General features: G+C 71.3%; 7 protein-coding genes and 1 pseudogene. 6 read left to right on the top strand and 2 right to left on the bottom strand.

Features of this window, described 5'->3' with window-relative positions:
- Positions 1-4: 4 nt before the first annotated feature.
- From AB0H86_RS02370 to AB0H86_RS02360, 3 genes and pseudogenes are all read left to right on the top strand, one after another.
- Positions 5-1,483: a glycoside hydrolase family 76 protein gene (locus AB0H86_RS02370; protein WP_362431922.1), complete on the top strand. Its 1,479-nt coding sequence runs from the start codon at positions 5-7 to the stop codon at positions 1,481-1,483.
- Between the two features lie 43 nt (positions 1,484-1,526).
- On the top strand, positions 1,527-3,125 hold the full coding sequence (locus AB0H86_RS02365) for an FG-GAP-like repeat-containing protein (protein ID WP_362431919.1): 1,599 nt from the start codon (positions 1,527-1,529) through the stop codon (positions 3,123-3,125).
- A gap of 108 nt (positions 3,126-3,233) precedes the next feature.
- Positions 3,234-3,938: pseudogene (locus tag AB0H86_RS02360) on the top strand (beta-1,3-glucanase family protein); the annotation flags it as partial.
- Here AB0H86_RS02360 and AB0H86_RS02355 read toward each other — a convergent pair.
- The gene (locus tag AB0H86_RS02355) at positions 3,868-4,563 is read right to left on the bottom strand and encodes a hypothetical protein (RefSeq protein ID WP_362431917.1); all 696 of its coding nucleotides are present in this window, start codon (positions 4,561-4,563) and stop codon (positions 3,868-3,870) included. The pseudogene AB0H86_RS02360 and the gene AB0H86_RS02355 overlap by 71 nt on opposite strands.
- A 294-nt stretch (positions 4,564-4,857) precedes the next feature.
- On the opposite strand from AB0H86_RS02355, the gene AB0H86_RS02350 reads away from it, so the two are divergent.
- From AB0H86_RS02350 to AB0H86_RS02340, 3 genes are all read left to right on the top strand, one after another.
- The gene (locus AB0H86_RS02350; RefSeq protein WP_362431915.1) at positions 4,858-7,098 is read left to right on the top strand and encodes a PQQ-binding-like beta-propeller repeat protein; all 2,241 of its coding nucleotides are present in this window, start codon (positions 4,858-4,860) and stop codon (positions 7,096-7,098) included.
- Between the two features lie 268 nt (positions 7,099-7,366).
- Positions 7,367-8,482: a lytic polysaccharide monooxygenase gene (locus AB0H86_RS02345; protein ID WP_362431911.1), complete on the top strand. Its 1,116-nt coding sequence runs from the start codon at positions 7,367-7,369 to the stop codon at positions 8,480-8,482.
- Between the two features lie 372 nt (positions 8,483-8,854).
- Positions 8,855-12,112 (top strand): GH92 family glycosyl hydrolase, encoded by a 3,258-nt coding sequence (locus tag AB0H86_RS02340; protein WP_362431908.1) that lies wholly within the window; start codon positions 8,855-8,857, stop codon positions 12,110-12,112.
- Here AB0H86_RS02340 and AB0H86_RS02335 read toward each other — a convergent pair.
- Complete coding sequence (locus AB0H86_RS02335; RefSeq protein ID WP_362431905.1) at positions 12,093-13,181, bottom strand: acetylxylan esterase; 1,089 nt, start codon at positions 13,179-13,181, stop codon at positions 12,093-12,095. The two genes, AB0H86_RS02340 and AB0H86_RS02335, sit on opposite strands and share 20 nt — an antisense overlap.
- Positions 13,182-13,230 lie beyond the last annotated feature (49 nt).

Genomic DNA, 13,230 nt, shown 5'->3' with positions numbered 1-13,230 from the left:
TGACATGCAGTCAAAGGCAAGAAGAACACGCACGCTTGGGACCGTCCTGCTCGCGACCGCGGTGTCCCTGGCAGTCCTGATCCCGGCATCCAAAAACGCCGTAGCAGCGACCACTGCAGTCCAGGCGACCGTCTGCAACAAGTACTGCGACGCGCGGGACCCGGCCCTCAGCAGCCAGGACCGCAAACCCGTCACCGCCACGCTCTTCTCCCGCACGTTCGTGCTGCACTTCGACGACGCCGACGCCATGGGCTGGGCTTCCATAGGCAACGGCAGCCCGGCGGACGAGGTGTGGATGGACCGCTCGTTCGACGGCGGCCGCACCTGGTCCTCGGGCAGCAGGATCGGCGGCACCACGATCCCGGCGGGCCAGACCGGCTGGCGGACCATGATGTACAACGTCGACGACTGGGCGAACCACGGCGTCGGCGCCCTGCGCGCCTGCGGCAAGGCCGCCGACCGCACCGACATCGTCTGCACACCCTGGGCCCGCTCCACCTGGAACGCCGCCGACCGGCGCACCGCGGCGGCCACCGCGCAGATGCAGTTCTACGACTACGGCACCGGCCTGTTCAGCACCACCGGCTGGTGGAACTCCGCCAACGCGCTGCACGCCGTCATCGACAACGTCCGGGTGACCGGCATGCAGAGCTACACCTACGCCATCGGCCGCACCTACGACCTGCAGCTCAACGCCCAGGGCGGGCAGTTCCGCAACGACTACATCGACGACACCGGCTGGTGGGGCCTGACCTGGATCGCGGCCTACGACCTGACCGGCGACAGCCGCTACCTGGCCACGGCCCGGGCCGACGCCGACTACATGGCCTCCTACTGGGACGGCACCTGCGGCGGCGGGGTGTGGTGGAGCACCGCGAAGACGGTGAAGAACGCCATCCCCAACTCCCTCTACATCGAGCTCAACGCCGCCCTGCACAACCGCATCCCGGGCGACACGACGTACCTTGCGCGCGCGAAGGCGGACTGGACCTGGTTCCAGGGCACCGGCATGGTCAACTCCGACCAGACGGTGGGCGACGGCATCAGCCTGAGCACCTGCAAGAACGGCAACGCCACCGTGTGGTCGTACAACCAGGGCCAGCTGGTGGGCGGACTGACCGAGCTGTACAGGGCCACCAGCGACTCCTCCGTACTCACCGCCGCCCGTCGGATCGCCGACGCCAACACCACCTCCAGCAGGCTCAACACCTCGGCCGGCATCCTCGAGGACCCCTGCGAGAGCGGTGACTGCGGCGCCGACGGACCCTCCTTCAAGGGCGCCGACGTACGCGGCCTGGCGAAGCTCAACGCGGTCCTGTCCGACCGCCCCTACACGGCGTACCTCGGCCAGCAGGCCGCACAGGCCTACGCCTCCGACCGCAACGCGCTCGACCAGTACGGGCTGCACTGGTACGGCCCCCTGGACAAGACCGACGCCGCCCGCCAGCAGAGTGCCCTCGATCTGATGAACGCCGCCTCCTGACCCCCCGCCCAGCCGCCCGCGCCGCCAGCAGAGGAGAAGCTCCATGGCCGTTCGCCGCAGACGCTCACCCGCGCACCCCGACACGCGAACCCGGCGCGTGAAGCGGAGGGCATCCGCCGCAGTCCTCGCCGCCGTCGGCGCGGTTCTCCTGGCGCTCGTGCCGGCAGGACCGGTCTCCGCCCAGACATCCGTCCCTCAGCTACGGGTCATGCCCCTGGGCGACTCGATCACCTGGGGCGTCGGAAGTGCCACCACGTCGTCGTACCGGGCGCCCCTCGCGAGTCTGGTGGCCGGCCAGTCCGCGTACACCGTGCAGTTCGTCGGTTCGCAGAACTCCGGCACGCTGGCCGACCAGTCCAACGAGGGCCACAGCGGATACGTCATCTCCCAGATACGCGACGGCATCGACGGCTGGATGTCCGCGGCCCGCCCCGACGTGGTGATCCTGCACATCGGCATCAACGACCTCCACCGGGACGTCGACGTCGCGAACGCTCCCGCCCGGCTGACCGACCTGGTGAGCCGCATCTACGCCGACCGGCCGGGCACCAGCGTCATCATGCTGGGCCTCATCCCGACCACGCCGCACCTGGGCTCACAGGTAGCGGTGTACAACGCCGCGGCCAAGCAGTTGCAGAGCACCGAGCAGGCCGCCGGGAAGAAGTTCCTCTACGTCGACCCACCCGCCCTGACCTCCGCCGAGTTTGTCGACGACCTGCACCCGAACGACGCCGGTTACCAGCGCATGGCACAGGCCCTCTCCCCGGCCCTCACCAACGTGTTCGACGCCGGATGGGCCGCCGGAAGGCGGCAGTTGGACGCGAGCACCGAGTCCGGCACCACCGGCAACGTCCGGTGGGCGGACTTCGACGGCGACGGCCGGAGCGACTACGTCCTGCTCAGCTCCACCGGCGCGGTGTCGGTGTGGCTCAACCGAGGTGGTGACGGGCGCGGCGGCTGGTCGCCACTGGATCAGGTCGCCTCGGGCCTGACGGCCGACGCGGGCCGCGTCCGCTTCGCCGACTTCGACGGCGACGGACGAGCCGACTACATCGACCTCGGCTCCACCGGCGCGGTGACGGTCTACCTCAACCGAGGTGGTGACGGCCACGGCGGCTGGTCCGTCCTCGGCCAGGTCACCACCGGCCAGACCACCGACCCCGCCCAGGTGAAGTTCGCCGACATCGACGGCGACGGCCGGACCGACTACGTCCTGCTCGGCTCCACCGGCGCGGTGTCGGCGTGGCTCAACCGGGGCGGTGACGGCCATGGCGGCTGGTCGCCCCTGGGCCAGATCGCCTCGGGCCTGACGGCCGACGCCTCCAAGGTGCGCTTCGCGGACCTCGACGGGGACGACCGCGCCGACTACACGTGGCTGAGTTCCACCGGCGCCCTCTCGGCCTACCTCAACCGGGGCGGCGACGGCCGCGGCGGCTGGCTGGGGCTGGGGCAGGTCGCCTCCGGGCTGACCGCTGACGCCACCCGCGTGTCCACGGCCGACTTCACCGGCGACGGCAACGCCGACTACGTCCTCGGGGACAACACGACCAACGCCGCCACCGTCTACGCCTGGCAGGGCGGGGACGGGCACGGCGCCTGGAACGACCTCGGACGCGTCGCCGGCGGCGTCACCATCGGCTGACCGCGCGCTCACTCGTCCGGCCACGCCGCCGGTCCGCCCTCCCCCCTCCCCCTCCCCCTCTCCCCCCACAACCCCGCATCAAGGTCCGACAAGGAGAACAACGTGTCCATCCCCGTGACGCGAAGGACGCTGGCCGCCGTGCTGACAGCCCTGGCCATCTGCCTGGGTGTCACCTGGACGGGTACCGGCAGTCAGGCCCAGGCCGCCGTGTCCACCACCATCCCGTTGACGATCAGCAACAACTCGGGGCGCGGTGACCAGGTCTACGTCTACAACATCGGCACCCTGCTCAGCACGGGCCAGCAGGGCTGGGCCGACGCGAACGGCACGTTCCACGCCTGGCCCGCCGGCGGCAACCCGCCGACCGACGCGCCCGACGCGTCGATCGCGGGACCGGCGAGCGGCCAGACCATGACGCTCCAGATGCCGAAGTTCTCTGGCCGGGTCTACTTCTCCTACGGTCGGAAGCTCGTCTTCAAGCTGACCACCGGCGGACTCGTACAGCCCGCGGTGCAGAACCCGTCCGACCCCAACAGGAACATCCTGTTCAACTGGACCGAGTACACCCTCAACGACTCCGGCCTGTGGATCAACAGCACCCAGGTCGACATGTTCTCCGCGCCGTACGCGGTCGGCGTGAAGGCCGCCGACGGCACTGTGAAGAACACCGGCCACCTGAAGCCCGGCGGCTACAACGCCTTCTTCAGTGCGCTGCGCGGCCAGCCGGGCGGCTGGGCGAACCTCATCCAGACCCGTTCCGACGGCACGGTCCTGCGAGCCCTGGCACCGGGGCACGGCATCGAGGCGGGCGCGCAGCCTGATCCGCAAGTGATGTGCCCCTCGGGCTGAGTGCCCAGGGTCCTGGCCGTCGTCCTTCACGGGGCGGCGGCCATTCGAGCGTGGGCGCGATGTCCGCCGAGAAGGCGGTCGACTTCCTCGCGCTGAGCGCGGCCCCGTCGATCGTGGGCAGCGGGAGCGTCCGGCGCGCACCGTCAGGGGTCGCGCTGCCCTTCGCGTACGTCGCGATCACCGGGGTGGCGCCGGTCTTCGCGTCCGCGTAACCCTGCTTCACGAGCTGGGTGACGTTGAACAGGGCCGGGTCGAGACGGCCCGCGTTCACCAGCGGGATCGCGTCCGCCGGCAGGACACTGACCTCGCCGTCCTTCTCGCTCGACACGAAGGTGGCGGCCTCGCGGCCCTTGCCGCGCTGGACGTCGATGGCGTACTTGCCGTCCGGGCCCACGCTCAGCGACACGGTGTCGCCGGTGATGAGGGTGACGGTCTGCGTGTTCGTGGCACCGGTCCCGGCGCCGCTCCGCACGGGCGTGGCGTCCGGCGCGGTGATCTGCGATCCGGAACCGGCCGCGGCGGGCGTGACCGCGCCCGTGAGTAGTCCGGCCGCTCCTGCCACAGCCCAGAGGGCGTTGAGTCTTCGCATGGGTGGCGTCCTCCCCTGAACGCTGACGTCGCTTCCGGCCTGGTGAGCGGAAGCCAGTGATCAGAGTGGGCGCTGCGCGGAAGGCGACTCAAGGGAATCCTGTGGCCGAGGAGTGCCAACGCCCCCTTCGGTCACGGGAATCGGCGGTGCCGTAGGTCTTGAAGGTGGGGTCGAAATGCGGAGCCGGAGGCGTCGGTACGGGAGCCTCCGCGTCGCGGCCCTCAGGGTGAGGCACTAGGGTGATGCGTCCGAACAGCCGTGAGGTACAGGGGATTCAGGAAGGGCGCCCGGCACATGTCGCTGAGCACGGGGGAGCCGGAGTCCATCGGGTCCATAGGCGGCTACACCCTCGTCGACCGGCTCGGCAGCGGCGGCATGGGAGTGGTCTACCTCGCACGCTCGGCCTCGGGCCGCCAGGTCGCGGTCAAGGTCGTCCACACGCAGTACGCCCAGGACGAGGAGTTCCGGACCCGCTTCCGGCAGGAGATCGCGGCGGCCCGACGGGTCAGCGGGGCCTTCACCGCCCCCGTGGTGGACGCCGACCCCGACGCCGAACTGCCGTGGATGGCAACGCTGTACGTGCCCGGCCGCACACTGGAGGACATCGTTGCCAAGGAGGGCAGGCTGGGCGGCCGCGCTCTGCGCACCCTCGCCCTCGGCCTCGTCGAGGCGCTGCGGGACATCCACCAGGCCGGTGTCGTGCACCGGGACCTGAAGCCGAGCAACGTCCTGATGGCCGAGGACGGCCCGCGCGTCATCGACTTCGGCATCTCCCGCGCCGCCGACAACGAGGCCCTCACGATGACCGGCCACCTGATCGGCACCCCGCCCTTCATGTCCCCGGAACAGTTCGCCTCGCCCCGGGACGTCACCGCGGCCTCGGACGTGTTCTCGCTGGGCTCGCTGCTGGTGTACGCGTCCACCGGCAACCGTCCCTTCGACGGCGGCAGCCCGTATATGACGGGCTATCAGGTGGTGCACGAGCAGCCCTCCCTGGACGGTGTACCGGAGCCGCTGCGGACCATGGTCGAGCGCTGCCTGGACAAGGATGCGGCCGCCAGACCCCAACTGGCCGAACTGCACCGGATGTTCATGACCCTTCCCGACACCGCGACGGGGGCGCCGCCGACCGTCCCGGCGTTCCGGGGGACCTCCCGAGGCCCCAGCGGCACGACGGTGACGCCGAACACCACCGCCGCCGGCGCCGCCACCCGGGCCGGCGGCCAGGGACGCCGCGGACGCCGGGTGCGCCGCTTCGTCGTCCTCGCCGCCGCTCTGGCCGTCACCGCGGCGGGGGTGTCGGCGTACCACCTGGCGACGAGCCCGGACACCACCGACGATGCCGCCGCCGCCGATGCCGGCCCGGAGCTCCCGGCCGGCTGGCGGCCCTGGCAGGCGAAGCTCACGAGCCCCGTGAAGGGGGAGCCCACGGCCATCGACGTGAGCGCCGTGGATGCCGGCTGCGTGTCCGCCGGAGCCTCCCTGTACTGCGCGGGGACCGGCTTCACCGTCGCCCGGATAGCGGCCGCCACCGGCCGCGTCGAGTGGCGCTACGGCAGCAGCGCACAGGCGGCCGACCGGCCCCTCGGCGTACGCGACGGGATCGTGTACGCGTACGAGCAGCCGGACGAGGTGAACGCGGACCAGCAGGTGATCGCCATCGACGCGGACACCGGGAAGCGGGTCTGGATCCGCACCGTCGACACGGGCCACCCCGCCGCCCTCTTCGACGGCGGCGTCCTGACGATGTCGGACAAGAGGTCGGAGCTCGTCGCGCTCGACGCCCGGACGGGCAAGGACCTGTGGCGAACCCCGGCGAAGTCGACGGCCGGCACCAGCTGCGCCCCGATGGTCCTGGGCGGCGCCCCCTACGGTGTGTGCACCGACGCCGTCGACCCCACCACGGGCCCGGCCGGTCTCCTGCGGCTCGCCCCGGCCGACGGCACGGCACAGGAGATCGCCTCGCTGCCCCTGACAGCGACGCCGCTCGGCGCCGTCGACGGGCAGCCGCTGTTCGCGGAGCGGAAGAGCACCGAGTCCGAGTCGAACGACGGGCGGGACGAGCCGTATGCGGCCCTGCTGCAGGTGAACCCGGTCGAAGGCAAGGCCGTCCGGACTCCCCTGCCGGACATCCCGCGCGGCGAGGCCGGCCTCGTCGACGGCACTGTGTACTTCGTCCGCCCCGACGGAACCGTCACCGCGATCAGGGCGACCGACGGGGCGCGCCTGTGGCAGCAGGGCACACAGGTCGAGAACCTGTCCGCGCCGGTACTGTCCACGACGTACGACGCCCTCTACTTCGCCAACCGCTACGGCCGCCTCCTCGCGCTCGACCGGGACACCGGGACGGCGCAATGGAGCAGCGACAAGCTCGACGACCCGGGAGTCTCGGCGCAGAACACGATCCCGAGTCTGCTGCTCGTCAAGGACGCGATCGTGGCCGTGGCGGGCGACACGGCGTTCTCGGTACGCCCGGACCGGCCGACAGACTCCCCGAGCGAGTACGCCTCGTCGGCGGCCCCATCTTCCACGTAGGCGGCTCCTGACGAGCGCAGCGCCCAACAACCCCCGTGCGCCAGCCGTTTACAAGTCGGCCGCTCGGCGCTAGCTTCCCAGACAGGTGGGTGGGAGCGCTCCCACGTGGTGGACCGGAACCCGCCCCGAGGTCGCTCCCACCCCCCGCATCCGCACGCGCATCCACATACGCGCATCCACATACGCGCATCCGCGCACGCGCATTCGCGCACACGCATTCGCGCACACGCATCCACGGCCCGTACCTCAAGGAACGGACTGATCTGTCATGATCACGACAAGATTAGGAGGGGAGTCTCCGGACTCCCCACGCCGATCACTGCCCGCCCCCCGCTTCCCGCTCCCCACCCGCGCCCGCGCCCTCTTCCTCGTGCTGGTCTCCCTGCTGGCCACGATCCCGGCGCTCAGCCTGGTCGTCACGGCCGGCGGTGAGGCGGAGGCGCACGGCACCCCGATGAAGCCCGCCAGCCGCACCTTCCTGTGCTGGCAGGACGGGCTGACCGACACCGGTGAGATCAAACCGATCAACCCCGCCTGCAAGAACGCGCAACAGGTCAGCGGAACCACGCCGTTCTACAACTGGTTCTCGGTGCTGCGCTCGGACGGCGCCGGTCGCACCCGCGGCTTCGTGCCGGACGGTGAGCTGTGCAGCGGCGGCAACACCAACTTCACGGGCTTCAACGCGGCCCGCGACGACTGGCCGCTCACCCATCTCACCTCGGGCAAGACGGTCGACTTCTCCTACAACGCCTGGGCCGCGCACCCTGGTTGGTTCTACGTCTACGTCACCAAGGACGGCTTCGACCCCAAGAAGACGCTCACCTGGGACGTCATGGAGTCGCAGCCCTTCCTGAGCGTCGACCACCCGCCGCTCAACGGCAGTCCGGGCACGGTCGAGGCCAACTACTCCTGGACCGGCCAGCTCCCGGCCAACAAGTCGGGGCGGCACATCATCTACATGGTGTGGCAGCGTTCGGACAGCGCGGAGACCTTCTACTCCTGCTCCGACGTCGTCTTCGACGGCGGCAACGGCGAGGTCACCGGTATCCACGAGCCGGGCAACCCGAGCGAGCCGGTGCCGGGCACCTGCACGGCCACCCGTAGGACGACGGGCAGTTGGAGCGGCGGATACCAGTCCGAGGTGACCGTCACCAACTCCGGCGACGTCCCGATGCTGGGCTGGATGGTCGACTGGACGCTGCCGGCCGGCCAGAAGGTCGAGAGCCTGTGGAGCGGCAACGCCACCTACAGCGGACAGAACGTGATGGTGCACAACGCCAACTGGAACGGCTCACTGGATCCGGGGAAGAGTACGACGTTCGGCTACGTCGTCTCCGGGTCCGGCGGTGACGCGACGACGACACTTCCCTGCCGGGTCGGCTGAACCACCACCGCCTGAACCGCCGTCGGCTGTCCGTCGTTCCGAACCGTCGCTCAGGGCGGACCCGGTGGGTGAAGAGTGCCACCGGGTCCGCGAGCCGGGTCGGCGAAGGGGTGGGGTGGGCCGATCCGGTGGGGCGTGGCTTGTGGCGAGACCGTGGTGCGACAACGTTGTCGAAATGGTGTGTGCATGACTCTATCGCGACAACAGACAACGATGTCAACCCAGTTGACGAGCTGAGCCGTCCGGGTGGCCCCTGCCGCGCGGCTCCAGGACCGCAGGCCCTCTTCCGTGGTACCGGTGAGGCACGCTACTGTCCCTGCGGCTTGTGCGACCCGTGGTGCGCGACCCGTCCGAAGGAGGAGGGGCCGCGTCATGCGCTTCCGTCCTACGTCCTTGCTGCTGGCGGCCGTTCTCGCGGTCGCCGGCGCCACCCCCGCCCTCGCGGCGCCCACCGGCCTGGTGGACGACCCCACCGCGTACGTCGACCCGCTCATCGGCACCAGGAACGGAGGCAATGTCTTCCCGGGCGCCGTCGTCCCGTTCGGCATGCTCTCCTTCAGCCCCGAGAACACCCGCGGCGACGCCACCAGAACGGCCGCACCCGGCGGCTACCAGTACGACGCCACCCGCGTCCGCGGCTTCTCCCTCACCCATATGTCCGGCACCGGCTGCGCGGGCGGCAGCGGGGACATCCCGTTCTTCCCGTACGCCGGCGAGGTCACCACATCCCCGGCGAGCGACACCGACGACGCGGTGTACGCCGCCGACTTCAGCCACGCCGACGAGACGGCCGAGCCCGGCCACTACAAGGTGGGCCTCGCGTCCGGCGTCACCGCCGACCTCACGGCGACCGCCCGCACGGGCTCGGGCCGCTTCACCTTCCCGGCCGACAAGCCCGCCTCCCTCCTCATCCGGACCGCCAACTCCGAGGTGGGCTCCGCCGACTCGTCGATCGAGATCGACCCGGCCGCCCGTACGGTCTCCGGCTCCGTCACCTCCGGCAACTTCTGCGGCTACCTCGACCCCGAGGGCCAACGCTCCTACTACACCGTCCACTTCACCGCCCACTTCGACCGTCCCTTCAAGGCGACCGGCACCTGGCAGGACGACACACTGAGCCCGGGTTCGACCTCCGCGAGCGGCGGCACCGGCGGGTTCGGGAACGGCGGGCGGCCGGTCGCGGGCAAGGGCGCGGGCGGGTACGTCGAGTTCGAGCCCGGCACCGGCCCGGTGGGCGTCAAGGTCGGCATCTCGTACGTCAGCGCGGCCGGCGCCGAGGCCAACCTCGCCGCCGAGAACCCGCCCCGGCGCTCCTTCGACTCGGTGAGGGACGCGGCCCGCCGCGCCTGGCGCGACCGGCTGGATGCGATCAGGGTGGGCGGCGGCACCGACGACGAGCGCACCACCTTCTACACCGCGCTGTACCACGCCCTCCTGCATCCGAACGTCATCAGCGACGCCGACCGCAGATACCGGGGCGGCGACGGCAAGCTCCACACCGTCACCCGGGGCCACCAGGCCCAGTACGGTACCTTCTCCGGCTGGGACGTCTACCGCGACCAGGTGCAGCTGCTGACCCTGCTCAACCCGCGCACCGGCTCGGACATCGCGCAGTCGCTGTACGAACTGGCCGAGCAGAACGGCGGAGTCTGGGACCGCTGGCTGCACGGCGCGAGCGGGACCCACGTCATGAACGGCGACCCCTCGCCCATCGCCCTGGCCGGCATCCGCGCCTTCGGCGGCACCGACTTCGACCTGCGGGGAAGCCTCGCCTCACTGGTCAGGGCGGCGACCGTGCCCACCGAGCAGGACCTGTCGGCGGCCGGGAAGCCGGTGCTGTCCGTCGGCCAGCGCCCGTCCCTCGACAAGTACCTGAGGCTCCACTACATGCCGTCCGTCTCCAACGCCTGGGGCGGCGCCGCCGAGACACTGGAGATGTCCGGCGCCGACTTCGCCCTCTCCCAACTGGCCCGCGAGGCAGGGCAGAAGGGCACCGCCGACAGCTTCGCCGCCCGCGCCCAGTGGTGGCAGAACAACTTCAACATCGCGGCCGATCCGAGTGGCGGCTACATCGCCAACCGCAAGGCCGACGGCAGCTGGGTCACCGGATTCACCCCCGCCACCGGCAACGGCTTCGTCGAGGGCTCGGCTGCCCAGTACACCTGGATGGTCCAGCACAACCCGGCCGGTCTGTTCGCGGCGATGGGCGGCAGGGACAAGGCCCTGGAACGCCTCGACACCTTCTTCCACGACGCCGACGGCGGCTGGGCCTTCACCGGCAGCGGCGGCGCCAAGTCCGAACTGGACAACGAACCGTCCATCAACGTGCCCTACCTGTACGCCTACGCGGGCGCGCCCTACAAGACACAGGAGACGGTCCGGGCCGCGATGAGCGCCCTGTGGTCCACACAGCCCGGCGGTATCCCCGGCAACGACGACCTCGGCGCGATGTCGGCCTGGTACGTGTTCTCCGCGCTCGGTATGTACCCGCAGGTGCCCTCCCGTGCCGAACTCGTCCTCGGCTCACCGCTGTTCCCGCGGATCGAGATCGACCGGCCGGGCGGCGACGACATCTCCGTGCACGCGGCGGGGGCGGCGGAGCGGGCCCCGTACATCAGCTCCCTGAAGGTCAACGGCCGTACCAGCGAGCGCCCTTGGCTGCCGGCCTCGTTCGTGCGGGACGGCGGGCGCCTCGACTACACGCTCTCCGGAACGCCGGACAAGGACTGGGGCAGCTCGGCGGCTCCGCCGTCCTTCCGTGAGGGCGAGCAGCCGTACCAGGTCGGCGTCGGCCCGACCACGGCCACCCTCGCGCCGGGCGGCAGCGCGAAGGTCGGTGTCCGCGCCCTGTCGATGAGCGGGGGAGCGGGGCCCGAGGTCCGCTTCGCGGTCGAGACTCCCGAGGGCGTCACCGCCGTCCCCGCCGAGGGAACGGTGGCCGACGGGTTCCAGGAGATCACGCTGAGCACGTCCGAGGACACCGTGCAGGGCTTCCACGACGTCAAGGTCACCGTCACCTCGGACGGCACCTCGTACGAACAGCCGGTGTCCCTCACCGTCGCCGCCCCCGGCACCCTCCTGGCCGCGTACGACAACACCGGCGTCTCGGACGACTCCGGCGACCACGACGAGGCCGACTTCGACGGCGGCGGCTGGAGCTACTCCCGGCAGGCGCTCGCAGCGGCCGGACTGACCCCCGGGCAGCGGGGCACCGTCGCCGGGCTGGCCTTCACCTGGCCGAACTCACCCGGCGGACGGCCCGACAACGCCTCGGCGGCCGGCCAGACCATCCAACTCCCGGAACCGGCGGCCACGTTGTCCTTCGTCGGCAGCGCGGTCAACGGCAACCAGCAGACCGAGGCCACCGTCACCTACACCGACGGGAGCACCGGCACCGCGGACCTCTCCTTCACCGACTGGACCGTCGGCGGAGGCGGCGGCACCGTCCAGTTCGGCAACGAGGTGGTCGCCCGGGCCGCCTACCGGAACGTGGCGGGCGCGGACCGCGACCCGGTGGCCACGTATGTCTTCGCCACCCGGCCGTTCACGGCACCGGACGGCAAGCGGATCGCGAGCGTGCGACTGCCGAAGAACGCGGACCTGCACGTGTTCACGCTGGCTCTGGGCTGACCCCGGGGACTCCCGACACGTCCGCCAGCCAGTCGAGTTGGCGGCGGACGTGCACGGCGTCGCCGCCTTCGTGACCGTTGTACGGATAGGCGTGGATCTCCTTGCGGACGGTCTTCCGGCTGCCAGTCCCCTCGCGGCCGGGCTCCGTGCGGACCGTCCTCTCGCCGGGGGCCTCCTCGCGGGGATCCACGCCCCTCGACTCCCCGTATCGGTTGAACGCGGCGTACGCCCCGCTCGGCGGGCACACCGTGTCGCGCAGGCCCACCCCGAAGTGGGCCGGGGCCTGCGCGCGCCGGGCGAAGGAGATGCCCTCCAGGTAGGAGAGCGTGCGGTACGCGGCCCGCTCGGCGCCCCGGTGCACGGACAGGTACGCGGTGATCTCGCCGTAGGGGGCCGCGTCGGTGAGGTCCAGTGCCCGCCGGATCCCGCACAGGAAGGGCGCGGTGACCAGGACCGCCGCGAGATCCGGGACCAGTCCGGCGACGGCGAGGGCGAGTCCGCCGCCCTGGCTGTTGCCGACGGCGACGGTCCGGGACGCGTCCACCCCCGGCAGCGCCCGGACCGCGGCCACCGCGCGGACCGCGTCCGTGATCAGGCGGCGGTAGTGGTGGTCCCGGGGGGCGAGCAGACCGCGTACCGCCGGGCCCGGGCCGCCCGGCGCGCCCGCGTACGGGTCCGGGGTGTCGCCGCCGCAGCCGTACTGGTCACCCTGGCCCCGGTTGTCCATCAGCAGATGCGCGTACCCGGCGTTCACCCAGGTCAGCCGCTCGTGGGGGAGGCCTCGACCACGGCCGTAGCCGGCGTACTCGACGACGGCCGGCAGCGGCTGGGGCACGTTGGCCGGTCTGCTGAACCAGGCCCGCACCGACTCGCCGGCGAAGCCGCGGAAGGTCACGTCCCAGGTCTCCGTCAGCCGTAGACCGGTCGCCACCCGCCGCGCCGAGACCACCGGGTCAGTCTGCCCGGCCTCCTTGAGCGTGCTCAGCCAGAACTCGTCGAAGTCGGCGGGCTCCTCGGGCTCCGGTCGGTAGTGCTCGAGTTCCGTCAGCGGCAGGTCGAACGCTGGCACAGCGGCACCTCACAGGCGTCAACAGGACGGCTCGGTCCGATCGTTGCGG

The sequence above is a fragment of the Streptomyces sp. NPDC050997 genome (assembly GCF_040660135.1).
Taxonomy (GTDB): domain Bacteria; phylum Actinomycetota; class Actinomycetes; order Streptomycetales; family Streptomycetaceae; genus Streptomyces.
This window is presented reverse-complemented; position numbering and strand designations above follow the sequence as displayed.

Excerpts from the sequence above, each read along its gene's own strand:
- AB0H86_RS02350 (WP_362431915.1), top strand. The coding sequence starts at position 4,858 with ATGTCGCTGAGCACGGGGGAGCCGGAGTCCATCGGGTCCATAGGCGGC.
- AB0H86_RS02365 (WP_362431919.1), top strand. The coding sequence starts at position 1,527 with ATGGCCGTTCGCCGCAGACGCTCACCCGCGCACCCCGACACGCGAACC.
- AB0H86_RS02370 (WP_362431922.1), top strand. The coding sequence starts at position 5 with ATGCAGTCAAAGGCAAGAAGAACACGCACGCTTGGGACCGTCCTGCTC.
- AB0H86_RS02355 (WP_362431917.1), bottom strand. The coding sequence starts at position 4,563 with ATGCGAAGACTCAACGCCCTCTGGGCTGTGGCAGGAGCGGCCGGACTA.
- AB0H86_RS02340 (WP_362431908.1), top strand. The coding sequence starts at position 8,855 with ATGCGCTTCCGTCCTACGTCCTTGCTGCTGGCGGCCGTTCTCGCGGTC.
- AB0H86_RS02345 (WP_362431911.1), top strand. The coding sequence starts at position 7,367 with ATGATCACGACAAGATTAGGAGGGGAGTCTCCGGACTCCCCACGCCGA.